The organism is Psychrobacter sp. 1Y4, assembly GCF_051847555.1.
Map to the genome: position 1 here is coordinate 1 of NZ_JBPYDE010000020.1, position 24,486 is coordinate 24,486.

A 24,486-nucleotide genomic window follows, 5' to 3' on the forward strand; every position below is an offset into this window, starting at 1 on the left:
GTCGTTTTCCATCCCGATAGATGCGGCGATAGATATTTATGAGCAGCTCAAATCTAACGGTGAAGTGGCGCGTGCTTATCTGGGCATCTATCCGCAGGATATCGACCGTAACTTGGCCGAGGTCTATCAGTTGGCACGGCCACAAGGTGCGCTGTTGACCCGCGTATCGCCAGATTCACCTGCGCAGAAGGCGGGGCTTAAAACAGGTGATATTATTTTGCAGTATAATGATAGCAAAATCATGCGAGCATCAGACCTATTAAACCTCATTAATCGCGCGCGTCCCAATGACGCTTTTCGCGCACAAGTACAACGTAACGGTAAGCAGTTGACGCTATCCGGTAAGCTTAGTCAGGCTCCAAGTGATGTCCAAGCTCAGGGCCGTGATCAGCAAAATAACGAAGTGCGCGTAGGCCTGCGTCTGCGTAACCTCACGCCAGATGAGCAAGCGGAGCTTGCAACCGATGATAAGACTGGCGTACTCGTTACCGCTGTTGACCCGACAGGACTGGCTGCGCGTTCAGGTATCATGGCAGGGGATATCATCACCAATTTGAATCAAAAGCCTATAGCCACTGCAAGCGATTTCTCTGATGCCATCTCGTCGCTACCGACTAAAGGGGTGGTGACCATTGAAGTGATGCGTCAGGGAATACCAGCGATTATTGGACTGCGTATCGAGTAGGGCCAGTGATAATAACTGGTCATAAAGGGTCGCTAAAGAGACTTGTTTATCATCGACGTCGCCCTTTATAATGGCTGGTTTTTTGATTTTAGTCAGAATCAGTATTTCTTTATTTTTGTACGTCTATATTACAGCTAGGTATTCATGATTGACCACACCCTCTATACGCTAAGTATGCTTATCGCAACAGCACTGTTAGCGTACGTGGTATTGTGGTCAGGATTACAAACCTTTAATGCCAATCCCAGTAAGCGCTTTATGCGCATTTGGCCAAAATTGGCATTATATTATGCCGCCTACACCATGCCGATCTGGGCACTACTGTTAATCATCGATCGAACACAAATCGTGACTTCAGTAGTGGCGCAGTTACCATTATCGCTAGTATTAATCGCATTAGTAGCTATGGGATTGTATTTTTATACGGTTATCGTGCAGCCCAATCGCTTGCGTATACATCGTCAGACGGTAGATATCGACTTAAAAGCAGCCATGACCGTAGCTGTATTAGCAGATTTACGTATTGGATTGTATAGTGGCAAACCGCGACACATACGCAAGCTTGTGGCGACAATTAACGAGCTATCGGTAGATGCGGTATTGATTACTGGCGATTGGCTTTATTATCCGGGAGCGGATTTGGTTGGGCAACTGATGCTTTTTAAAGGCATCAATAAGCCTGTTTATACCGTCATGAGCATCTCGGATTTACGTTATCAATCAATGAATACGACCAAGCAGGGTCAACCTTTATTAGAAGATACTTTGGCGTGTGCTTTTGATGTACTGGACATCACTTATATCGGTCAGCAATGCCGGTTGCTACCGCCAATTGCTACTTCCCTTGCTAAAAACATCACACCAAGTGCGCAACCAAAAAGCTCAAATCTGACACCGCAGGTTGCGATGCTGTGCGGCTGGCAGGATATGCCGTCATCTTATAAAGGCAAAAGTCAACAAGTTGATGGCAAGCAATCTGGTAAGAATCCCGTCGCAAAAACATCTCAGTTACCCAAACCGACTCAGAATGAGGCTACTGATAGCGACATTACCATGGTAGCTAACAAAGCGGAGCTGTGTACTGAAATTGAAGAATCGGTACTGCCAGTTATTATTCTTGCGTCACGCTTTGATAGTATTACGGATTTACCAAAAGCATTAAAGCCAAGGCCGTTATTGATTGCTGCAGCGGCAAAATCTGTAAAGTCTGGCGAAAAACTAAGCAACCTACCCAAGCCGCAACGCGCTAATAATGGTGCTAGTATCAAATCTACTATTTTTTCTTATGCAGGCTTCAATAATACGCGCGGATTGTATCAACATGCAAGCGCTCAAGTATTCGTCAGTAGTGGCATCGGTACGCGTGGGTTGCCATTTCGTCTCCGTCGTCCTACCATTGATGTATTGACGATTCGTTAAAAGTAAGTAAAAATTTTATCAAGATTGATACTGGTTGTTAAACATACTTCTATACTAAAAGATTTAAGTGTTTATTCTCTACAAATAATAGCCAATTGACGCTCAATTGTTAGTGAGTGACTAAATCAAAATATGCTACACTATCGAGCATTTATAACAGTAGTTAATAATATTTATTTAGCCAAACATTCATCACAATTGAGTGTTGAGCGAACCGCATTAATATGAAGCAGGACAGTAGTCCTTGCATACGACCTATCATGTGATAGCTTTAATCAAAGCTAAGACAATACAGTAAGGCACAGTTATGAGTACAGCATACGACGATATCAAAACCCGACTACAAGGCTCAATGGTAGCCCTAGTGACGCCCATGCATCCTGACGGTACGGTCGATTATAAACGTCTTGCCAAGCTTATAGACTGGCAGATTGAGCAAGGCACTCATTGTCTCGTTGCAGTTGGAACTACAGGTGAATCTGCGACTTTATCCATGCAAGAGCATAGTGATGTTATTTGCTACTTCGTCAAACATGTTAATGGCCGCGTACCAGTCATTGCTGGGACGGGCGCTAATAATACCATGGAGGCGATTAAGCTTACTCAAGATGCTAAAGAAGCTGGTGCAGACTGTGCGTTATTGGTCGCACCTTATTATAATAAGCCGCCTCAAGAAGGCCTGTATCAGCATTATAAGGCTATTGCCGAAGCCGTAGATATGCCGCAAATGCTTTACAATGTACCAGGTCGTACAGTCGTAGATATCGCCCAAGAAACCGTAGAGCGTCTAGCGGATATCGACAATATCGTGGCGATTAAAGATGCGACTGGCTCTGTGGAGCGCGGAGAGCAATTGATCAAAGCGGTCGGTGATAGAATGGTTGTCCTATCTGGCGATGATGGCACAGCGCTTGACTTGATGAAGGTGGGCGGTAAAGGTAATATTTCAGTGACTGCCAATGTCGCGCCTAAAGCAATGAGTGAAACCTTCTCAGCCGCTCTACGTGGGGATTTCGATACAGCGTATGCGCTACATGATGTCGTTAAGCACTTACATCGTGATTTATTTATTGAGTCGAGCCCTATTCCAGCAAAATATGCGTTACATAAGATGGGTATGATAGATACGGGTATACGTTTACCACTAGTATGGCTGGCCAAAGAGCACCATGCCACGATTGATACTGCCTTAGCACAGGCAAACTTATTATAAAAATCGACTAAAAGCCAATTATTGGATGCGGTGAATACAGTATTAACACCGTGTCTATAGAAGTGTCGATTGCTAACTCTGAGAGATGATATGATGAAAGCATCATTAACGACCCCAAAACTTCTGACCGCACTAGTGACTGTGGTGTTGAGCAGTACTTTAGTGTTAAGTGGCTGTCAGGCTACCAAAGAGCTACTTGGTAAGCGTGACAATGGCAGCTTAGAATATCAAGACAGCAAAAAGCTTGCGCCATTAGAGATGCCTGTCGCCCAAGAATCAGCACCGTTTGTACCTTTGTATCCAACACCGAATCTTGGCGCAAACACGCTCAAGCTACAGAATGAATCAGGCAAGCAGTATCGGCTACCAAAGCCTGAACGCGCGGTTCCAGTAACTGCTATCCCTGCTAATTAGTAATTTAGTCTTTTACGTATTATATTGCAGCCAATATTTTGGCCGTGGTTGCACGTTTTTATTACATAAGTTTGAATGAACAGGATGCTCTACCATGCAAAAGCAACAATTGCTCTATAAAGGCAAAGCCAAATCTGTCTACGAAACCGAGGACAATGATTTTTTAATCTTGCACTTTCGTGATGACACCTCAGCGCTTGATGGCAAACGTATTGAGCAATTGGCACGTAAGGGCGAAGTCAATAATCGCTTTAATACCTTTATTATGCAAAAGCTAAGCGATGCTGGCATCGAGACGCATTTTGAACAGCAGCTCTCTGGCGATGAAGTGCTGGTTAAGCGCATGGACATGTTGCCCGTTGAGTGCGTGGTGCGCAACTATGCTGCTGGCAGTCTGGTACGCCGCTTAGGGTTAGAAGAGGGGCAGGTATTGACGCCGCCAACTTTCGAGCTGTTTTATAAGGATGACGCGCTAGGCGACCCGATGGTCAACGAATCACTGGCCGTAACTTTAGGCTGGGCGAACGATGATCAGCTGGCAAAAATGAAAGAAATCAGTTATCAGGTCAATGAGGTCTTAAAAGACTTGTTTGACAAGGGCGATTTGATTTTGGTTGACTTTAAACTTGAGTTTGGCGTCTTTCATGACCGCATCGTTTTAGGTGATGAATTCTCACCAGATGGTTGTCGCATTTGGGACAAAGCGACCAAGAAAAAACTTGATAAAGACCGCTTCCGTCAATCTTTAGGTGATGTGATCGAAGGCTATGAAGAGGTCGCCCGCCGTATTGGGGTACCGATGGATTAAAGGTATCTATATGTTCAATAAAAACTGGGCCATGTGCTCAGTTTTTTTATGCTTACTGTTTACGCTTACTGATTAGTACTGTTGATAATCTACAACATAGTTGACAATAATTAATAGTCGTTATTAGATCAAATATTATAATGGCGTTTAAAATAAATACTCTAACAGAAAGGAGTTACGAAAATCGCTGTTAAATATTCCGAATAAAAATATAAAGGTTGAGAACAACCACATAATTGAAAAATAAAGTTTGTTTTGGTTTGGAGTCCAACCCCAAGAGCCGAGTCTCTCTGCCATACTAGCATTAGAGAATATGAGCCATCTGAACAATAAACAAATAAGAATATAAAGAGTAATCCATATAAGCATTCTACTACCTCACTTTTTGTATATATATCATATGTATAGGCTGTATAGGGAGCAGAACGGACAGACGTCTATTAGTCCTTACAACTATGAGATGTCATTGTCTTTACTAGGGTTTGAAAATATAATCTTATTATTTTTTCAAATGATAAAAGAACAGGGTAGATAATCTTTTTCATGTTAGCCCAAAAAGCTTATTTATCGATAATAGTTCATACAATACAGCTGAAACAGTTAGTTTTCAATGTATACCCTACAGAAGCCACATAAATGGACCACTTAAAACCAACTGCTAAAGGCAAACAGTCAGTACCAACCATCAAACTTCGCTAACGCACAGCTTTTATCCAGGTCAATGCAAACACAGCACAAACATTCCCAGCACAACGACCTTTTAGTTTTTATGCTAAGTTATTCATAAAAATAAAAAGGTCACCTCCATGCCCACGACACAAGAACAAATGACTAAAGCTACCATATTAATGCCTGATTGGTTCGCCCGCCCAACCTGCGTGGTGGCAGCAGATTTGATTGGCAAAATTTTATGTCGACAGATGACAGACACTGATGGCAACGTTAAAACGCTGCGTATGCGTGTTTCAGAAACTGAAGCTTATATTGGTGAAGACGATCCTGCTTGTCATTCGCATGCAGGTACTCGTACCTCACGTACTAAGATTATGTATGAGCAAGGGGGCGTATTTTACGTTTATCTGACGTATGGCGTGCATCATATGCTCAATCTCATCAGTGGATCTGCTGAGTCACCTGAATCGGTATTGATTCGCGCTGGGTTTTTATGTGAGGACAGTGATCGCTTAATTGAGGAGCAAGCGCTCAGTAAAGACAAACAGCTGAACCATATCAAACAGTTAGCAGGGCCAGGTAAGCTGACTAAGCGCTTACAAATTGATCGCGATTTGTACGGCGCGCCTATTGCCTTTGAGTCTGGCGTTTGGATTGAGGATGATGGTTGTCAGCCGCCATTAACATTACGTCCTCGTATTGGTATTGATTATGCTGGTGAGGCCAAAGACTGGCTACTGCGCTACGTGTGGACAGATCATCCGTCATTATCAAAAAAGTAAGGCATGCTAGCGCTTTGTATTATCTACATCAACACTCGGAGATTAACAAATGTATAAACTAACGGTTTTTATTCCAGATAGTGCTTTGGAATCAGTTAAAGCGGCGCTATTTGCCGCCGGTGCTGGTACTATTGGTAATTATGAGCAGTGCTGCTGGCAAGTGCAAGGGATGGGGCAGTTTATGCCGACTGCTGGCAGCAATCCGCACATTGGCGCACAGGATACGTTAGAGCAGGTGAGTGAGTGGCGCATTGAAATGGTGGTTAAAACATCAATCATCAAAGAGGTGATCAATGCATTAAAGCAGGCACACCCATATGAGACGCCTGCCTATGATGTGATAGAGGTGCTAGACTTTTAGTACGAGCAAGATTTGTACTTTTTGAGGTTAGTTCCTCTTAAAGCTAACTGTCTTTGGTTTTGAGGGTCTTTTTATGTTTTTTATAGATGTTGATGAGGTAAATTGTCATCAACAATATCTCCGTAAGCAATGTAGCTAGGAATGGCGCAACCGATGATAATAGCGTCTTATGATGATGGTCATAAAAAACGGCCAGATAAGACCAAAGTGGCTTATCTGACCGGCGGTACCAAAGGGTGGGTACCTAAATCGAAAGGATGCTCCAAGCTTATGAAAATCATCGCAAGCTTTAGTCATACAAGGCGTCTGTTAGTCACGCTCAAGTTTAATGACGTTTAAGTTAGGATAGCCTAAGATTACTTCATAGTCTTGACCACTATTGGTAGCTTCAATCTCAAAGACACCTTTGCCATTTTTTTCATCGATCTCGATATCTTCGACTTGATAGCCCATGTTGTTTAGCTTTTTTATAGCGCGCTGTTTAAACTTAGGGTAGCGTGACTCGTTTTTAATAGTTTCTTCGATGTCATTTTTATCATGGTGGTCGCCGTGATGTTTTCTATCATCCCAGATAATGGACCACTCTTTTTTGTCAGAGCTGATAAGCTTTAAGCCTGGATAAGTATATTTAAGCTTATAAGGCTGATTGTTCTTTTTAGCATAGACGTTGATACGCGAGTCTGATACTGGTTCGACATCCATCACATAGTAGCCACTTCGGCGCAAATCAGCGCGCAATTTACCAATATTCTTGCCAAAATTCTTATCTTTATAGATATGGTTATATCTGCCTTCATAGCGGTTGCCATCATGGTCGTATGCCATCGCTGTACCGCCAAGAGCGGTGCTAAGTAGGGCGGCACCTAGAAGGGATGCGGTCATCGTTTTTAAGGTAGTGCGGTTTTTTGTACTCATTATAGGTATCTTCTTTTTTATTACTATTTTTCAGTTAGTCAGTTGCATGGCGTTTTGATTTTATTTACCAAACAATTTTAGTTGTTAGCGTTCTTAGTCATTGGCATTCACCGATTTAGCCTTATTTATAACGTTGTTATTCAGCTAATCTATTAAGCTAATACTAATCAACAAAAATATTCTGAAATATTTTTTTACATTCACTATGGTAGGCGCCAAAACTTGATAGCAGATGTCGTTTTCGTTAATAAGTTGTAAGTAATTCTGATGCTTTCGTAAGAATACTACGCGTTTAGTGAGCATAATCTTGTAAACATTGTGATATCAAGCTAACGCTAAGACTGTTTAGAATAATAAAAGAACAAGTTATGCTGCTAAAACTTATTTTGTTCTCAGGGTTTGCTGGTATCACCGTATTTGTTGATGGTCTTTTGGCCAATGTGTTCAATCATCATGTTAAAGACAGTCCAGTTAAGTATGAAATCACTCATACGCTCATGTCGTTTTGTGCTGGTATTATTTTATCGGCGCTAGCATTGGTACTAGTACCAAAAGGAATGGAGACGCTTGACGTCTGGGGTGTAATAGGATCATTTTTAATGGGAGCCATACTGTTTATGCTCATCGATCGGCGTCTGGCCAGGTCGGGTGGTCAGCAGGCGACCTTACTTGCGATGATGATGGATTTTGTACCTGAGTCGATTGCGCTTGGAGCGGTATTTTCTATCGAGCCACAGATGGCGGCGCTACTAGCGGTCTTTATTGGTCTACAAAACTTACCAGAATCGTTCAACTCTTTTCGTGATTTGGTTCAAAGTGGCTTTAGTGTTAAAAAAACCTTATTGATATTTTTTGGTTTAAGCTTTTTTGGTATTATCTCAGCGCTCATCGGTCACTATTTACTGAGCTCATATCCAGATTTGACTGCCCATCTGATGATATTTGCTAGTGGCGGTATTTTATATCTGCTCATTCAAGATCTTATTCCTGAGAGTAAACTTGATCATCATTATTTGACATCATTGGGCGCTTGTCTCGGGTTTTTAGTGGGCATCATCGGTGAGATACTGATTTAATCTTGGTTATACTGCAGGGTATAGCGAGCTATTATAAGGAATATGCAGAATCGCTGTGTAAGCATATGCTTACAAGCAATGACGCTTACGCGACTTAACATGAAAGCAATAATTTGACACTATAGTCACACGGCATTAGGGAGTATGACTCAAGGATTGAGTTGACCGCATTAAGGATAATGATTCACTTGTTAGCATCAGGAAGATAATAATAAGTGGAGTAAGGATATATAACCTTTGCTGAGAGCAGCAGTATATGCTGTGATAGTCGTAGTAAAAAGGGCAGGATGCCTAGTATCACAACATACTGAATATTATGCAAGGATGTATAACAGTCAGTCGTGATAGGTAACATGGATAGTTAACAATAAAACCGCATAACAATAAATTGCTATGCGGTTTTATCGTGTCTAACGGTTAAGAAAATTCCATTTTACTAGAGTATAGCTATAGTAAGGAATTTTTTAACTTACTGGGCAATGAGATAAACGGGCTAAAAGCAAAACAGAACTACAATCAGAAATTATTTTTCTGGTCTATTAAGTACGTCTCTCAACGAGTTTATTAAGCAGATTGGTTGGACAGTACATAAGCTATTGACCATTAAAAAACCGCATAACGTTGATGCGGTTTTTTATTTTCTGATTAAGATACTTTAAATACTATTTATCTACTCTTTAGTAAAAAAATATCTTAGTATTTGTGTTCGCGGCGCCAATCGTCTACTTCGCGTTCAGCGTCATCTTTACTATGACCATAGCGTTCTTGTACACGGCCGACCAATTTATCACGGCTGCCTTCAATATGGGTAAGATCGTCATCAGTCAAATCGCCCCATTTTTGCTTAACAGCGCCTTTCATTTGGTTCCATTCGCCTTTTAGAGTATGTTCATTCATTATTATATTCCTTCTGTTGTTGAATTAATTTTTGAGACAATCATTCCATCTGTCTTTATTTAATATTTTATTCGTCGTACAGTTGTCATTGGTAGATACCAACAAGCCAACTGGTGATATCTAATATAGGTGCTAACAATTGCATTGTCTGTATATGCAATGTTTAGAGTGTTACTTCATTATGGTTGTCTGCATACCTTTGTTAGAAGCCCCTTATCTATGTAAAGAGTTCATGATTTTTCTTTAGATTGCGTAAGTACAATAAATAGTTTTTAAACGCATGAGCTGAGATATGCGATTTGATTAAAGACATATTAGCCAAATAAATATGCTTTGTTAAATATTCATTTATAGAGCTGCCGCTTAAATAGATATAATCTTATTGTTATAACAATAGCTACAATAACTACTAGAGTGTGCTCTTGCGTTAAAAATAATTGAAGCTATAAATATGATAGAACGAAATTTATATAGTCAGTTCAGGAGAGCGTTAACACAAAAAATGCGTATAAAAGTGCGATAAATCGTACGTTGAATGAATCTGACATCGTATTTGACTTCTATAGAGTGGATTATAGGTATAGAGTTGACGGTAGGGAAATCACAAGGAGCGTGCCATGAGTAACGAGCAAACCAAGACGAATGAGCAAACCCACTTTAGAACGTGCAATTTATGCGAAGCGATGTGCGGTATCGTCATCAAGCACGATGGTGAAAAAGTGTTATCGATTAAAGGCGATAAAGACGACCCATTCTCCCAAGGTTATATTTGCCCAAAAGCGACTGCCTTGCAAGACTTGCATGAAGACAATGATCGTCTGCGTCAGCCCGTTGAGAGAACTACTCACGGTTGGAAAGAGATTGGCTGGTCTGAGGCGCTAGATAAAGTTGCTGCTGGCATTCAGTCGGTACAGAAAAAACATGGCAAAAACGTCCTTGGTATTTATCTAGGCAATCCTAATGTCCATAATCTGGGCGGCATGCTGACCATTAAGCATTTACTTAGTAGTATAAAGACGCGCAGTCGTTTTTCTGCGACTTCCATCGACCAACTACCACACCATATCGTCAGTATGCATCTGTTTGGGCATATGCTGCGTATTCCTGTGCCCGACGTCAATCGTACCCAATATATGCTCATTATCGGCGGCAATCCGCTGGCGTCGAACGGCAGTATTATGACCGCGCCGAACATGCGTCAAAAGCTCAAAGACATTAAAGCCCGTGATGGCAAAGTGGTGGTCATTGATCCAAGACGCACCGAAACAGCGAATATTGCGAGCGAGCATCATTTTATTCGTCCAGCGACCGATGTTTTACTCTTGCTCGCCATGCTCAATGAAATCTATTTACAAGGTTATGCGGACAAAGCGCGCGCGAAAAATAATAGAGCGGTGAGCTTAGCGCCAGAGATTGATCGACTTGCAGACTTTGCTAAAGACTATAGCGCCGAATCCGTAGCTGATATTACTGGTATTGCTGCAAGTGAGATTAAACGTCTCGTCAAAGAGTTTTGTGAAGCCGAAAGTTCGGTCTGCTATGGGCGTATGGGCGTATCGGTACAAGCGTTTGGCTTATTAAGTCAGTATCTCATTATGGTCATTAATATTGTCACAGGTCGCTTAGATGAAATGGGTGGCTTGATGTTCCCTAATCCTGCAGTCGATGTGGTCAATAACTCAGGCCCAGGCTATCTTGGTAAACGCCATAGCCGCGTGAGTAATTTGCCTGATTTTAATGGCGATTATCCAGTGGTGGCGATGGCGGATGAGATGCTGGTAGAGGGCGCGGGGCAGTTAAAAGGATTTATGACTGTCGCTGGCAACCCTGTACTCAGCACGCCCAATGGTGAAAAATTAGATGAGGCTTTTGCCAGCTTGGATTTTATGGTTGTGATCGATTATTTTGTCACAGAAACCAGTCGTCATGCCGATATTATTTTGCCACCCGTATCGCCGCTAGAGCGTGACCATTATGATGTCACTTTCAACAATTTTGCTGTGCATAACGTAGCTAAATACTCAAAAGCCCTATTCCGTAAGAAAAAAAGTGCCAAACATGATTGGCAAATCTATTTAGAGCTGGCAAAGCGTTTAGATAAAAAAGCGCCGCTTACAACCAGAGTTGAGCGTCTGTTAGTAAAGGTTTTGGGTCCGAAATTTGTGCTCAATCAGGGTTTAAAGCGTGGGCCTTATAAAGGTCTTAATCTAAAAAAGTTGAAGAAAAATCCGCACGGGGTTGATTTAGGGCCGCTTAAAAAGATGTTGCCAGAAGCGTTAAAACATAAAGACAAGCAAATACATCTCAATGTGGACTTTTATCAAGCAGATTTAGAGCGCGTACAGGAGATGATGCAGGATTATGATGATGAGCAGGTTTTATTGATCGGTCGTCGCCATGTACGTAGTAACAATTCGTGGCTGCATAATAGCTATCGCTTGGTAAAAGGTAAGCCGCGCTGTACGCTCATGTTGCATCCAGAAACGGCCAAAGAATACGGTATCGAGGACGGTCAAAACGTCAAAGTTACCTCGCGCGTTGGCAGTGTGACTATCATCGCAGAAGTCACCGATGAGCTGATGCCAAGCGTGGTGAGCATCCCGCATGGTTGGGGTCACGGCCGTAAAGGCGTCAAACAAAAGATTGCGCAGGCGCATGCTGGTGTCAGTGTCAATGATTTGACGGATGATACGTTAATCGATCAGTTAAGTGGTAACGCAGCGGTCAACGGCGTACCGGTGCAGTTAGAAGCAATTAAGCCTGAAGTGTTTGATTTGGACACTACCGATTCAAGCGTTGATTCTGACATTAAACCTTCCGATATTGAATCAGGAAGTGCTGCATAAAATAAGTACAAAAACTATAACGTGCTACTGGTACAAATTTTCCTTGCTTATGTGCCTACGCAGACAGAGGCTACGCAAAATTTTTACCAGTAGTACTATGCTTATTTTATGGCAGATTAACTATACGAAAAGTAAATATGTATGGCTGGTGTAAGTGTTCTCTATTGAGCGTTTACACCTACAAAGTCAAAATCGACTGGCGGTGTCTCGCCTTGTATTAACAAACTAATCGCTTTGGCAGAACCACAAGCATGCGTCCAGCCAAGCGTGCCGTGACCCGTATTAAGCCATAAATTATCAAAACTAGCGCTTGTATTGTGACTACCATGACGGACGTGACCCTTATGCGCGCGTCCTATTAAGGGTACGTTTGATGGGGTCATCGGTCGCAGCCCCGTCCAATATTGCACAGAGTTAGCAATGATGCCTTTTGGGAATAACTGCTGTACACGGCGCGTGATGGCTTGGCAGCGTATAGTATTTAAGTCTAAATTATAGCCGTTAAATTCTGCTGTGCCCGCAACGCGCAATTTATCGCCAAGGCGTGAGGTCACAAGCTTAAACTCATCATCAATGAGACTGACAAAGGGTGCTAGATGCGGGGCGCGGGGATTGACCTGATAAGTGGCTGAGTAGCCTTTAGCCGGGAAGATCGGTAGATGAATATTAAGTGGCTTCATCAAGGCGATACTATAGCTACCAAGTGCCAACACATGGCTGTCTGCACTAAAAGTTTGTACATTTTCGCCTTTAGGACGGATATTGATGCTATGGATATGCGGGCGACTAGAGTGGGCGTCAGCGTTTAATGCCAGTACCTCGGTGTCATATAAAAACTGTATGCCAGCATTAGCGCAGCGCTCAGCTAAGCGCTGGGTAAATAGATGGGCATTACCCGATTCATCGCGGCTGGTATAAGTAGCGCCTTTGAGCTTATGGGCAATAGGATAGAGCGCGGGCTCCAGACTGGCCGCATTATTAATGTCAATGATATGACGCTCACAGCCTAGCGCTTGCATACGCTCTGTTGGCGCAATAGCAACGTCAAACTCAGCTTGATCGGTATAAAAATGCATGATACCGCGCTTTTGCTGCTCGTAATCGATACCAATATCAGCACGTAGCTGCTGCAAAGATTCTCGTGAATATAGTCCCAAACGCACCATCTGTATCAGATTGGCATCGGCTCTATCTGCACGGCACTCTTGCAAAAACTGCATCGCCCACCTAAGCTGCGCTTTGTCAGCTCGCAGACGATACAGTAGTGGCGCGTCTTCTTTAAATAGCCACTTAAGCGCTTTCATTGGAGTAGTAGGATTGGCCCAAGGGGTCGCATGCGAAACCGATATCTGCCCGCCATTGGCAAACGACGTCTGCATTCCCGCTGCAGATTCACGCTCGATGACAGTCACATCATAGCCAGCTTGGCGAAGATACCATGCGGTGGTCACGCCCACCACGCCTGCTCCGAGTACCGCAATATGGGTCATGAGTAAAATCTCTTAGTGACTGTTTTAGCTGCTTGTTGGGCAGTTTACTGCGGTTTGGACCACGCTACTTTGGACGTGCGACATCAGCTTGAAGTGCTGTTGGCAACTCCAATAGGGTGAGGTCGCTATCATCAAGATGGGCTGGACGTGCAACGACTAGCGCTTCAAAGCCATCATTGGTAGCAATGGCATTGACCACTTGGATCTTATCAAGCTTATCCCCTGCTGCTGGCGCGTCACCTGTCCCGCTAACATAGTGCAAAAACGCCTTGGGCGCCGCTTTAAAGTAAATGCGAGCGATGACCTCTTGACCCAAATAGCAGCCTTTGTCGTAGTCCATACCACCGCGCTGATGCAGACGCAGCTCTTGCGGCTGAAACTCACCCTGCGTTGCCGCCACGATCCAATAGTTGCCAGTAGCAATACTTCGCTGCATCCAAGCTTGAGTATCTTCTGCTGTATTATGCTCATCCTTATGGCTAAAGGTTGGCTCATCAGCGAGCACACAAGGATAAATGGCTGTTGCTGCACTGGTCTCAAACTTCGAAAACGCTCCAAATTTCTTTAAATGTGCCTGTAAAGCGTCTACACAATCAGCGCTAGTCACCACGTCATAATGTTTTTCGTCTTGTTTTTTAATCCAAAGTCCAAATTCAATCCGCCCTTTTAAGTTGCTAAGGGCAGTTGGCTGATAGCTAAGACCAAGCTTGGTCACATCACAAGTTAATTGTCCTTGTAAGAATTTTTCAGCATCTTCACCTTGGATAGTTAATTGAGAAAACTGCGGCAAAGTCGAGACGTCGGTAGATTGAGTCATTGTTATTATCCTTCTAATAAGAGCTTACTTATGAATAACTGGGTCTTAGATATAAGGAACAAAAGAAGCAAATTGGCGCTTTTATCCCCTATTAGACAAGCGAATACAAAATTAAATGAGGTTGAAGAGTACCATAAAAAGCACTGTCATAAGAAACGCTATGGTTAAGGTTTAGATTGGGCGCAGTGCCCAATTTTCAACCGTACAAATTGGTTAAAGCAAGCGAGTTACGGTACAATGTTATCTCTAGTCTGGGGTCTAGGCTAAGTCTAGAATAAACCTACATGATGATGGCTGCCGAGGAAATAATGAGCTTACCCAATTGTCCAAAATGTGATGCTGAATATACGTACGAAGATGGTGCGTTACTGGTATGCCCTATGTGTGCTCATGAATGGACGGCAGCTGAGACTGACGCGGCTGAGGCAGAGGCGCAAGACGCGGTCATTCGCGATGCTGTCGGCAACGAGCTACAAGATGGCGATGCCGTGACCGTCATCAAAGACTTAAAAGTTAAAGGCTCATCCATCGTTATCAAAGTAGGCACCAAGGCAAAAAGCATTCGCTTGTTGCCAGATGCGAGCGATGGCCACGATATTGACTGTAAACTTGATGGCTATGGCCCCATGAAGCTTAAATCCTCAGTCGTTAAAAAGGCTTGAGACGATAAGTTTAACCAACAAGTTCAATAATATTTAAGTGAAAGATTTTACTTTTAATAAAACAATAGAGAATAACCATGAGCACTAAAAACGAACAACTATTTGCGCAAGCTCGCAAACATATTCCAGGCGGTGTCAACTCACCCGTCCGCGCTTTTGCAGGGGTAGGTGGTACGCCCATCTTTATGCACCGTGCTAATGGCAGCAAAATCTACGACACCGAAGACAATGCCTATATTGATTATGTTGGCTCATGGGGGCCAATGATCTTGGGTCATGCGCACCCAAAAGTGATCGATGCGGTCAAAAAAGCCGCTGATGATGGGTTAAGCTTTGGGACACCAACACCGTTTGAAACCACGGTTGCCGATAAGATTTGTGACATCGTACCCAGCGTTGAGATGATTCGTATGACCAGCTCTGGTACAGAAGCGACCATGAGTGCGATTCGTCTGGCGCGTGGTTATACGCAGCGTGACAAAATCGTCAAGTTTGAAGGCTGCTACCATGGCCATTCAGACAGTCTGCTAGTGAAGGCAGGCTCAGGAATGCTGGATATTGGTGAGCCAACCTCAAAAGGCGTGCCAGCAGATTTCGCTAAGCATACCATCACCATTCCTTATAATGATCCACAAGCGATTAAAGACTGCTTTGAGAAATGGGGTGATGAGATTGCTTGCGTTATCCTAGAACCAATCGCTGGCAACATGAACATGGTTATCCCAACCCAAGAGTTCCATGATACCTTGCGTGCTGAGTGTACCGCTAATGACGCAGTACTTATCTTTGATGAAGTGATGACAGGCTTTCGCGTTGGCCTTGGTGGCGCCCAGGCGCACTTCGGTATCGATCCTGACTTGACTTGTTTTGGTAAAATCATCGGTGCAGGCTTGCCCGTTGGTGCTTTTGGTGGCAAAAAAGAAATCATGTCTTGTATCGCGCCACTTGGCGGTGTCTATCAAGCGGGTACGTTGTCAGGCAATCCGCTAGCGATGCGTGCTGGTATCGCGATGTTTGAAGACTTAACGGCAGACGGCTTCTATGATGAATTATCAGCGAAAGTAGACAAGCTCGTTGATGGCTTTCAAGCGGCAGCTGACAAGCATGGTATTAATCTGCGTACCAATAAATTGGGCGGCATGTTTGGTATGTTCTTTGTTCGAGACAATGAGACGACTGTACCTCAGAACTTTGATGATGTGACAGAGTGCGATATGGACGTGTTTAACACTTTTTTCCATGGTATGTTAGATCGCGGTATTTATTTGGCACCGTCTGCTTATGAAGCAGGTTTTATGTCTATTAAGCATAGCGATACAGATATCGAAGACTCGATCAAAGCGGCCGATGAGATATTTGCCCAAATGGCTAAAGCGTAATTAGACAGTTCTAGCTTTAAGCACTTAAAATAGAAAACCAGCCATCGCGCTGGTTTTTTTGTGGCTAATTTTTATTGTACTTTGTGAATGATTGGCTCTTACTTTAAGTCGCGTTCACCATAAAAAGTGAGTAGAAGCCAGAGAAAATCATGCTCTACTCATTTGTAAAACAGAGAATAAACTGTGCTATTCTGAGACTAATAGTGACAACCAAGCAAGGATGCTAACTGATGAATACCAGTTCTGAAAACAATGCCCCCAGTAGTACCGTCCCTCCATTATGGCAAGCCGCGTATGAAAGATATGAACTAAGAAACAATCTAAATGTGTTAGAAGATAAGCATAACCTACTAGATTTGTTACAACCAAAGATTGAGCAGCATAGCGATTCTGTGGCTTTTAGTATGGGTCCTGCCACGCTGAGTTTTGCGCAATTAGATATCGCTAGTCGCCGCTTTGCCGCCTTTTTACAAGCACAAGGCATCCATAAAGGCGATCGTATCGCTGTCCAACTGCCCAATATCTTGCAGTATGCCGTGGTTTTGCTCGGCTGTTTGCGGGCAGGAGCGGTACTGGTCAATGTCAATCCTATGTATACCCACTATGAGTTGGCCCATCAGCTGACAGATGCTCAAGCTTGTGGTCTTATCATCCTAGATGGTATGGCCTCAGCCTATGAGCAGTTGAATGATGACATCAGGGCGCAACTAAAATGGGTTGTGAGATGTTCTATCGACCCCAACGCTCCATCCACTGACAATGATATCGCGTTATTAAGTCAGATCAGCGCCAAGCAAGCCGACAACTCGTCTATAACCAAATCAGCGGCAGCTAATACGTTAGACTCAAAGGACCACATAACGTTTGCGCACATCTTACAATCGCAGCGCGAGCAAGACTTTAAAGACGTCACTATCGAGCGTGAAGATTTGGCATTATTACAGTATACAGGGGGCACGACTGGTAAGCCAAAAGGCGCTATGTTGACTCACTATAATGTCATGGCCAATGTCTGTCAGTGTTATGCGATGTTTGGCAGTGCGATTGAAGCGGGTCGTCGCGAGCAAATTAAGATACTCAACCCGTTGCCGCTCTATCACATCTTCTCTTTTACCGTTTGCGGCTTGCTGGGTATTTATGGCGGCTGGGAGGATATATTGGTCACCAACCCACGCGATATCGATGGTCTAGTCAAGACCATTGAACAGCATCGTCCACATGTCATTCCATCGGTCAATACCTTGTTTATCGGTATGTTGCATCATCCAAAGTTTGCCAGCCTTGATTTTAGTCGCTTGGCGCTATCTATCGGTGGCGGTACAGCGATTATTAAAGCGGTCTCTGATCAATGGCAACAAGTCACTGGCATGATAATTAATGAAGGGTACGGCATGTCTGAGACTTCTCCTGTTATCTCTTTTAACCCACCTGGTATTAGTAGTTTTAATGGTAGCGTTGGTCTGCCATTAGCCATGATGGATATCAAAATCATTGATGAAAATGACTCAGCATGTGCGATTGGCGAGCCTGGAGAGGTAGGCATAAAAGGCCCACAAGTGATGCGCGGCTATTGGCAACAAGATAATACCAACACCTTTACTAAAGATGGCTATTTTAAATCAGGTGATATCGGAATAATGGATGAAGAAGGGTTTTTAACGCTCGTCGATCGCAAAAAAGACATGATACTAGTCTCAGGGTTTAACGTTTATCCTAATGAAGTAGAAGCTGCGTTGACTGAGCATCCAAAAGTGCTTGAAGTAGCGGTGATTGGTATTGCTGATGAGCATAGTGGCGAGGTGCCAAAAGCCTTTGTGGTCAAAAAAGAGGCAAGCTTGAGCGTAGAGGAATTACAAGCTTTTGCAAGCGAGCGTCTGACAGGTTATAAACGCCCGCAGTCATACGAGTTTATCGATGAATTACCTAAGACGGCGGTAGGTAAGATACTGCGTAAGTCTTTACGTTAGTAGTATGAATAAACTACTTTCGTCCGATTTTATCAAATTTACGATCTTTTAAGCTTAAGTTGCCGCGTAGAACGTCACTATACATACGAAAGTCGCTGACGAAGCTTTTTAGTGGGAATTTAAAAGAGGCGGGCTTATTTTTTTCAAAGAAAAAATGTCCAACCCAGGCGCAGGCATATCCTGCAGCAATACCTTTGAGTAATGGTTTCGGCGAGCGCGTCTTGACCGATTTTGCCAGTCCTAATAGACCAAAACTGCTACCAGCAAAATGCAGACGTCGGCACATAACGTTTTGATGTTCATTTAAATAAAAATCGTAAAATCCTTGCTCAGAGACAGGGTCTACTTTGGTGATATCCGTACCAACAATTGCAGTTTTTATCTCTGTGTTGGCAGTAGCCCGAGATTGAGTACGCGTAGATTGATTCATTTTGGCAGCTTCCTTTGCTTATTATTTGGACTAACAGAGAACTATCAATACTTGGTGACTACATCAATAGAGGAGGATCAATAATGCAATGCAACAATGAACTGGACACCAAGATAGAAGTTACAGTTATTAATAATTATTCTAAATTATCAATGTTACTGGTTAATAATATGACTTATTTAGAATGTAGCAAAGGGTTATAATGAACACAAGTTATTGAATGTACCTTAATAGAAATGCTTTAATAGCAAAACTTGTCTGCGACATTACGATAAAATTTAAGGCTTGAAAACTTAGTATCCAAGGCAAGTATTATTTATTACAACACTTGCGGTTACTACTATATTCTTATACACCATCCTACAGGATAACGATTTTTCCTATGCTCAATCCTATGCTTAATAATGACATTATAGATTCGCCACTCGCTGATGATGAACTGATGGCGGCCATCGATATCGGTTCGAACAGCTTTCATTTAGCTATTGCTCGTCTTGATCATGGTGAAGTGCGAAAAGTAGTCTCTATGTCCGAAAAAGTACAGCTGGCAGCAGGATTAGATGAACATAATATCTTAAGCGCTGCTGCTGAAAAGCGAGGTCTAGAATGTCTTAGCCGCTTCGTTGCACGCCTTGACTCAGTCTCTCCTTCGCGCATACGTGTCGTTGCGACAAATGCGCTGCGCCAAGCAAAAAATGCCAATGATTTTATAAAGCGGGCCAATGAAATACTACCCAAGCCAATTGAAATCATCTCTGGACGTGAAGAGGCGCGACTGATATATCTTGGTGTTTCTCACACCAATGCCAGTAGTGATAAGCGCTTGGTTATTGATATCGGTGGTGGCTCCACTGAATTTATTATTGGAAAAGGTTTCGATCCATTGTTGACCGAAAGCTTACAGATGGGCTGTGTGGCCTTTACAAAGAAGTTTTTTGTAGATGGACAAATCACCAAAGAGAATTTTAATCGTGCTATCGTTGCGGCCCGCAAAGAAGTACTGGCTATTAATGGTCAGTATCAAAAGACAGGCTGGAGTAGTGTGGTTGGCTCTAGTGGTACGATTAAAGCCGTGCGTAATGTGCTGGTATCTAAAGGTTGGTCAGATGAGCAAGAGCGCGTCACTTATCAAGGGGTCAAGAAGTTAGAAAAACTGCTCATTAAAATCAGTGATGTAAATGACATCGAGTTAGAAGGGGTGAAAGAGCACCGTAAGGCAGTATTTCCAGCAGGCGTAGCCGTACTACGTGCTACCATGAAAGTGCTTGGTATTGAGACTATCGTTTACTCTGATGGCGCGCTACGAGAAGGGGTGATGTATGACATGCTTGGACGCTTGGCTAGTGAGGATGTCCGTGATCGTAGTGTGCTTGCATTAATCAAACGCTATTCAGTGGACAAAAAACAAGCCAGACAAGTGGTTAGAACCAGCCGCCATCTGTTCAAACAAGTTAAAGATGACTTGCAATTGACCAATGATGATGCTGACGTATTGAGACGGGCAGCATATTTGCACGAGATCGGTCTTGCGATTAGCCATAGCAGCTATCATAAGCACAGTGCATATTTGCTTGAATACTCGGACATTCCGGGGTTTTCGCAAGTCGACCAAAAGCGTATGGCACAGCTGATGCTTAACCATAGACGCAAGCTTAAGAGCGATATGCTTGAGCAAACGTGTAACATTGGCGGTGATGATTTGGTTTATCTATGCTTACTACTAAGGCTTGCGGTCTTAGCGCATCGTAGCCGTAGTGAGTATGATCTACCCGACATGCGCCTTGTCATCACTGATACCAACTGCTGGCAACTTACTGTCAGTACCGACAAAAAACATTATGCATTTTTATTTTCAGACCTTTATGTAGAGATTGAGCAGTTTGCAAAATGGGGTATTAAGCTCAGTGTTATCGAAGCTACGGCATCCGCTTAGCTAATAGGCTTTGGTTAGGCCAGTCAGCCAAATATTTACATTACAAAAGCATTGTTAAATGCCACAGTATATAAACTGTGCTACTATAAGTTTTATTGAGTTTACAACTGTACTTTATTTAGCCTCAAATAAATCATGACACGTAGTATCATATAAATTATACAAAACGATAGAAAGGAAACGTCTATGAGTACCGTCTGGGATAGCGTTCAGCTTGCACGGCATGCCAAACGTCCATTATTTATGGACTATGTTAATCAGCTGTTTACAGAGTTTGATGTATTGCATGGTGATCGTGCCTATGCCGATGACAAAGCAATTGTAGGTGGATTGGCCCGTTTGGATGGTATGCCAGTCATGGTCATTGGACAACATCGTGGTCGTAGTACGCGTGAGCGCATTGCTCATAACTTTGGTATGGCAAACCCTGAGGGTTATCGTAAAGTCATACGTTTGGTAAAGATGGCGGAGCGTTTTAATATTCCCGTAATGACCTTTGTCGACACGCAAGGTGCATACCCTGGTATTGGTGCCGAAGAGCGTGGGCAAGCGCAAGCGATAGCAGAGAGCATTGCTGTATTCTCAAGTTTAAAAGCCCCTATTATTGTTACTATCATTGGTGAAGGCGGCTCAGGCGGTGCATTGGCCATTGGGGTCGGTGACAAAGTAAATATGCTACAAAACAGTATTTATTCCGTTATTTCTCCTGAAGGCTGTGCCTCAATCTTATGGAAAACGGCAGAAAAAGCGAAAGACGCCAGTGAAGCTTTGAAGTTGAATGCAGATAACTTGTATCAACTGGGACTGATTGATGCGGTCATCGAAGAAGGGGAAGGCGCGCACATTCATCCCCAGCCAGTGATGAATTCTCTTAAAGCGCTACTGCTTGAACAGCTTAATGAGATCAAAGACATGGATGCAGACGCTCGTTGTGAGCAGCGCTATGAAAAGCTCAAGACCTTCAATTCAGAAGTCATGTTGCCTTGTTAGGTATATAATATAAGGCTGATCTGATATTACTCTTGTTCGATGACATGCTTTTGGTCCTAGACGGTTACTCTTAGCGATAGACTAAAAAGTGATAGAATAAAAACGCGCTACTTGATAGCGCGTTTTTTCGTTTTTAACTTTACTCATATAAGATTGATTATGACTAGTAGCGCCATTTTACAGTATCCTATCAAGCCAGTAGACCAATTGCCGATCGATGATAATCTAGCAGAAGCGTTATTGGTTAGCATGGCTGAATATGGTGGTCAATTACATGGCCGGCGTATTTGGTTGGCTTGTAGTGGTGGCCGAGACTCGTTGGCATTGGCCGCGCTATGTGTACAGTTATATCGACTGGGTAAATTGCCGTTTTTGCCGCAATTGTTGCATGTCAATCACGGACTGCAAGCAGATAGTAGTTATTGGTCAGAGCATGTCGCTAGCTGGGCACACATTCAGCAGCTACCGTGTCAGGTATTAATGGCAAAAGTAGACGGTCATGATGAGCAAGCAGCGCGACTAGCACGTTATCATGTGATGCGTGCCCATATTAACCAAGACGATGTGCTACTCTTGGGCCATCATGCTGATGATCAAGCTGAGACGGTACTCATGCGCTTGATTCAAGGGGCGGGGGTGAATGGCTTGTCAGGTATGCAGGCGTGGCGAGAGCAGTCACAAAGCGCACAACGCAACATACTGTGGCGGCCTTGGTTATCGGTACGCCGCTCTATCATTAGTCACTATGCTCAGCAGTTAGAGCTGCCGTATATCGATGACCCTACCAATGACAGCGGCGATAATATGCGTAGTGGGCTGCGCCGCGATATCATGCCAGCACTTGCTACGTATAACTCGAATGTTATTGATAACATTGCTCGCAGTGCGCAGCTACTCGCGGATGCTCAGGCTATCGTGAGCGATCAAGCCGCACAAGACTTGCAGCAGACCGCTATTATTCCGTTGAATTGTCCACCAGCGCAACGTGTGCTAAATATCGATAAACTGCACTTATTGCCTATCTATCGTCAACGCCAACTCATACATACTTGGCTCACGCAAGATGAGCCATTGCCACCGTCCAAGCAGCTTGTCGATGATGCCTTAAGTTTAACTGAACGTAATGATCACAACCATCAAACCCAATTAGACTGGCAGGGCAGTAAGCAGACTTATACTATCCGCCGTTATCGTCAGCAGCTATATCGTCTTAGCAGTAGTTGGCTTGCATGGCTAGCGCTACCACTTACTGCACACACCCAAACGTTACCTTGTTTAAGCTTGCCTCAAAAACATGCCATGATGGTGACGTTACGCACAGGCAAAGGTGCCAATTGGCAATTAAAAATCGCGCTCAATACGTTGATACACTTTATAAATGATAGATTTATCAGCGATAATATTATAAGCGATAAAGATAAGATTGAGCTGACGTTTACACCATTAGGGCGGCAGCAGCGCGTTCAAACCACGCTAGCCACTCGTCCGCAAGCGGGCAAAAAACTCTATCAAACACTTGGCGTGCCTGTTTGGCTGCGTGATAGCTTGGTGGTTGTTAGTATTGTCTTCGCTCATAAAGATGAAGCGTTACCGTTATTGCTAGTATCGCCATTTGAAAGTTGGGTGCTAGGGACTGATAAATCGTTGGAAAACGTTAAAAATGATAGTGGTTTCTTAGCTAGTGCTATCAAAAATATCTTAAGCATATAGCCAGTATGCAATAAAATCGTTACGTTAATCGGTTTTTGAGGTGATTGGACTACAGATAAATTTCTTTAATGCTCGTGGCAGTATGGTAGACTAAGTGTCATTTTAGATGTCATGATATACGTTTGAAAACTATACCTTTGGATACTTTGCGTTTTGTTAGTGAGGAATAATAATGTCAGTACTCGACAATAAAAAAATCAGCTTTATCGGTGGCGGAAACATGGCGCAAGCTTTGATAAGTGGGCTTATTGCCTGCGGTGTCAAACCTGAGCTAATCACCGTATCAGCACCTAGCGCTGAGACACGTCAGCAGTTTGCAGATCAAAAGATGAATACGGTTGATGCAAGTGTAGACCCAAAGGCTGCGATCATTGATGCTGACGTCGTCGTCTTAGCGGTAAAACCTCAAGTCATGAATAAAGTTGTCAGCGCTTTTGCTGATGCCTTAGACAACCAATTAGTGATATCAGTGGCAGCAGGGTTATCGACTGATGACCTCTCTAGTATGCTTGGTGGCTACCCTAATGTCGTACGTGCCATGCCCAATACGCCCTCCAAAATACAGATGGGGGCAACTGGGTTGTATGCATCCGCTGACCTTGACGAGTCGCAAAAGCAGTTGGCAACGGCGGTGATGGAAGCGTCAGGTCTGGCTATGTGGGTAGATGATGAGACACATATGCATGCTGTAACGGCCGTTTCTGGTTCTGCACCAGCCTATGTGTTTTATTTTATTGAATCAATGATTGATGGCGCCGTGGCGCTCGGTCTGGACAAAGAGCAAGCCTCAGCTCTAGCTATGCAGACGGTACTAGGTGCAGCTAAAATGACTATCGAGAGTGATGATAGTCCAAGTGAGCTACGCCGTAAAGTCATGTCACCGAATGGCACCACACAAGCCGCTATCGAATCTATGCAAAGTAATGAGATTGGTCGCCAAATCGGCGAGGCCATGCAAGCTTGTTACGACCGTAGTCAAGCGCTTAGTACAGAAAATAAATAAGAATTTAGCCCAGTAAA

Annotated in this window: 21 protein-coding genes; 16 read left to right on the forward strand and 5 right to left on the reverse strand. The window is 43.4% G+C overall.

Features of this window, described 5'->3' with window-relative positions; translation table 11 throughout:
• From ACS8FC_RS13035 to ACS8FC_RS13065, 7 genes are all read left to right on the forward strand, one after another.
• Window positions 1-685 (forward strand): PDZ domain-containing protein (locus ACS8FC_RS13035; RefSeq protein ID WP_439297102.1); only part of this gene is annotated, 685 nt, incomplete at its 5' end.
• 144 nt (window positions 686-829) lie between these two features.
• Complete coding sequence (locus tag ACS8FC_RS13040) at window positions 830-2,104, forward strand: hypothetical protein (protein ID WP_439297103.1); 1,275 nt, start codon at window positions 830-832, stop codon at window positions 2,102-2,104.
• Window positions 2,105-2,411: 307 nt separating this feature from the next.
• On the forward strand, window positions 2,412-3,317 hold the full coding sequence (gene dapA / locus ACS8FC_RS13045) for a 4-hydroxy-tetrahydrodipicolinate synthase (protein WP_439297104.1): 906 nt from the start codon (window positions 2,412-2,414) through the stop codon (window positions 3,315-3,317).
• Between the two features lie 90 nt (window positions 3,318-3,407).
• The gene (locus ACS8FC_RS13050) at window positions 3,408-3,731 is read left to right on the forward strand and encodes a hypothetical protein (RefSeq protein ID WP_439297105.1); all 324 of its coding nucleotides are present in this window, start codon (window positions 3,408-3,410) and stop codon (window positions 3,729-3,731) included.
• Between the two features lie 94 nt (window positions 3,732-3,825).
• Window positions 3,826-4,539, forward strand: a complete 714-nt coding sequence (gene purC, locus ACS8FC_RS13055) for a phosphoribosylaminoimidazolesuccinocarboxamide synthase (RefSeq protein ID WP_439297106.1) — start codon at window positions 3,826-3,828, stop codon at window positions 4,537-4,539.
• Between the two features lie 806 nt (window positions 4,540-5,345).
• Complete coding sequence (locus ACS8FC_RS13060) at window positions 5,346-5,993, forward strand: DNA-3-methyladenine glycosylase (RefSeq protein ID WP_439297107.1); 648 nt, start codon at window positions 5,346-5,348, stop codon at window positions 5,991-5,993.
• Between the two features lie 49 nt (window positions 5,994-6,042).
• Complete coding sequence (locus ACS8FC_RS13065) at window positions 6,043-6,354, forward strand: YqfO family protein (protein ID WP_439262330.1); 312 nt, start codon at window positions 6,043-6,045, stop codon at window positions 6,352-6,354.
• 309 nt (window positions 6,355-6,663) lie between these two features.
• On the opposite strand, the gene ACS8FC_RS13070 is transcribed toward ACS8FC_RS13065, so the two are convergent.
• Window positions 6,664-7,269, reverse strand: a complete 606-nt coding sequence (locus ACS8FC_RS13070) for a hypothetical protein (protein ID WP_439297108.1) — start codon at window positions 7,267-7,269, stop codon at window positions 6,664-6,666.
• 368 nt (window positions 7,270-7,637) lie between these two features.
• Between ACS8FC_RS13070 and ACS8FC_RS13075 the strand changes: the two genes are divergently transcribed.
• On the forward strand, window positions 7,638-8,345 hold the full coding sequence (locus ACS8FC_RS13075) for a ZIP family metal transporter (protein ID WP_439297109.1): 708 nt from the start codon (window positions 7,638-7,640) through the stop codon (window positions 8,343-8,345).
• Between the two features lie 693 nt (window positions 8,346-9,038).
• Here the strand turns inward: ACS8FC_RS13075 and ACS8FC_RS13080 are convergent.
• Window positions 9,039-9,242, reverse strand: coding sequence for a CsbD family protein (locus ACS8FC_RS13080; RefSeq protein ID WP_299218560.1), 204 nt, complete (start codon window positions 9,240-9,242; stop codon window positions 9,039-9,041).
• A gap of 617 nt (window positions 9,243-9,859) precedes the next feature.
• On the opposite strand from ACS8FC_RS13080, the gene ACS8FC_RS13085 reads away from it, so the two are divergent.
• Window positions 9,860-12,088, forward strand: a complete 2,229-nt coding sequence (locus ACS8FC_RS13085; RefSeq protein WP_439297110.1) for a molybdopterin oxidoreductase family protein — start codon at window positions 9,860-9,862, stop codon at window positions 12,086-12,088.
• Window positions 12,089-12,249: 161 nt separating this feature from the next.
• Here ACS8FC_RS13085 and ACS8FC_RS13090 read toward each other — a convergent pair whose 3' ends face one another.
• Entirely contained in the window at window positions 12,250-13,578 is a 1,329-nt protein-coding gene (locus ACS8FC_RS13090) for a D-amino acid dehydrogenase (protein WP_439297111.1), read from the reverse strand.
• A gap of 64 nt (window positions 13,579-13,642) precedes the next feature.
• Window positions 13,643-14,395, reverse strand: coding sequence for a CAF17-like 4Fe-4S cluster assembly/insertion protein YgfZ (ygfZ, locus tag ACS8FC_RS13095; RefSeq protein WP_439262320.1), 753 nt, complete (start codon window positions 14,393-14,395; stop codon window positions 13,643-13,645).
• Window positions 14,396-14,703: 308 nt separating this feature from the next.
• Here ygfZ and ACS8FC_RS13100 point away from each other — a divergent pair, with 308 nt between their 5' ends.
• The 3 genes from ACS8FC_RS13100 (at window position 14,704) to ACS8FC_RS13110 (ending at window position 18,403) form a co-directional block, all read left to right on the forward strand.
• Window positions 14,704-15,057: a zinc ribbon domain-containing protein YjdM gene (locus tag ACS8FC_RS13100; protein WP_299186065.1), complete on the forward strand. Its 354-nt coding sequence runs from the start codon at window positions 14,704-14,706 to the stop codon at window positions 15,055-15,057.
• A gap of 77 nt (window positions 15,058-15,134) precedes the next feature.
• Entirely contained in the window at window positions 15,135-16,436 is a 1,302-nt protein-coding gene (gene hemL / locus ACS8FC_RS13105; protein ID WP_439262318.1) for a glutamate-1-semialdehyde 2,1-aminomutase, read from the forward strand.
• Between the two features lie 230 nt (window positions 16,437-16,666).
• Entirely contained in the window at window positions 16,667-18,403 is a 1,737-nt protein-coding gene (locus tag ACS8FC_RS13110) for an AMP-binding protein (RefSeq protein WP_439297112.1), read from the forward strand.
• A 13-nt stretch (window positions 18,404-18,416) separates the two neighbouring features.
• On the opposite strand, the gene ACS8FC_RS13115 is transcribed toward ACS8FC_RS13110, so the two are convergent.
• Window positions 18,417-18,833 carry an Mpo1-like protein gene (locus ACS8FC_RS13115; protein WP_439297113.1) on the reverse strand — a complete coding sequence of 139 codons (417 nt, stop codon included), beginning with the start codon at window positions 18,831-18,833 and terminating at the stop codon, window positions 18,417-18,419.
• A 382-nt stretch (window positions 18,834-19,215) separates the two neighbouring features.
• On the opposite strand from ACS8FC_RS13115, the gene ppx reads away from it, so the two are divergent.
• From ppx to proC, 4 genes are all read left to right on the forward strand, one after another.
• Window positions 19,216-20,766 carry an exopolyphosphatase gene (gene ppx / locus ACS8FC_RS13120; protein WP_439297114.1) on the forward strand — a complete coding sequence of 517 codons (1,551 nt, stop codon included), beginning with the start codon at window positions 19,216-19,218 and terminating at the stop codon, window positions 20,764-20,766.
• Window positions 20,767-20,952: 186 nt separating this feature from the next.
• Window positions 20,953-21,756 carry an acetyl-CoA carboxylase carboxyltransferase subunit alpha gene (locus tag ACS8FC_RS13125; RefSeq protein WP_439262310.1) on the forward strand — a complete coding sequence of 268 codons (804 nt, stop codon included), beginning with the start codon at window positions 20,953-20,955 and terminating at the stop codon, window positions 21,754-21,756.
• Between the two features lie 159 nt (window positions 21,757-21,915).
• The gene (gene tilS / locus ACS8FC_RS13130; RefSeq protein ID WP_439297115.1) at window positions 21,916-23,466 is read left to right on the forward strand and encodes a tRNA lysidine(34) synthetase TilS; all 1,551 of its coding nucleotides are present in this window, start codon (window positions 21,916-21,918) and stop codon (window positions 23,464-23,466) included.
• 172 nt (window positions 23,467-23,638) lie between these two features.
• On the forward strand, window positions 23,639-24,469 hold the full coding sequence (gene proC, locus ACS8FC_RS13135; RefSeq protein ID WP_439297116.1) for a pyrroline-5-carboxylate reductase: 831 nt from the start codon (window positions 23,639-23,641) through the stop codon (window positions 24,467-24,469).
• Window positions 24,470-24,486: the final 17 nt, after the last annotated feature.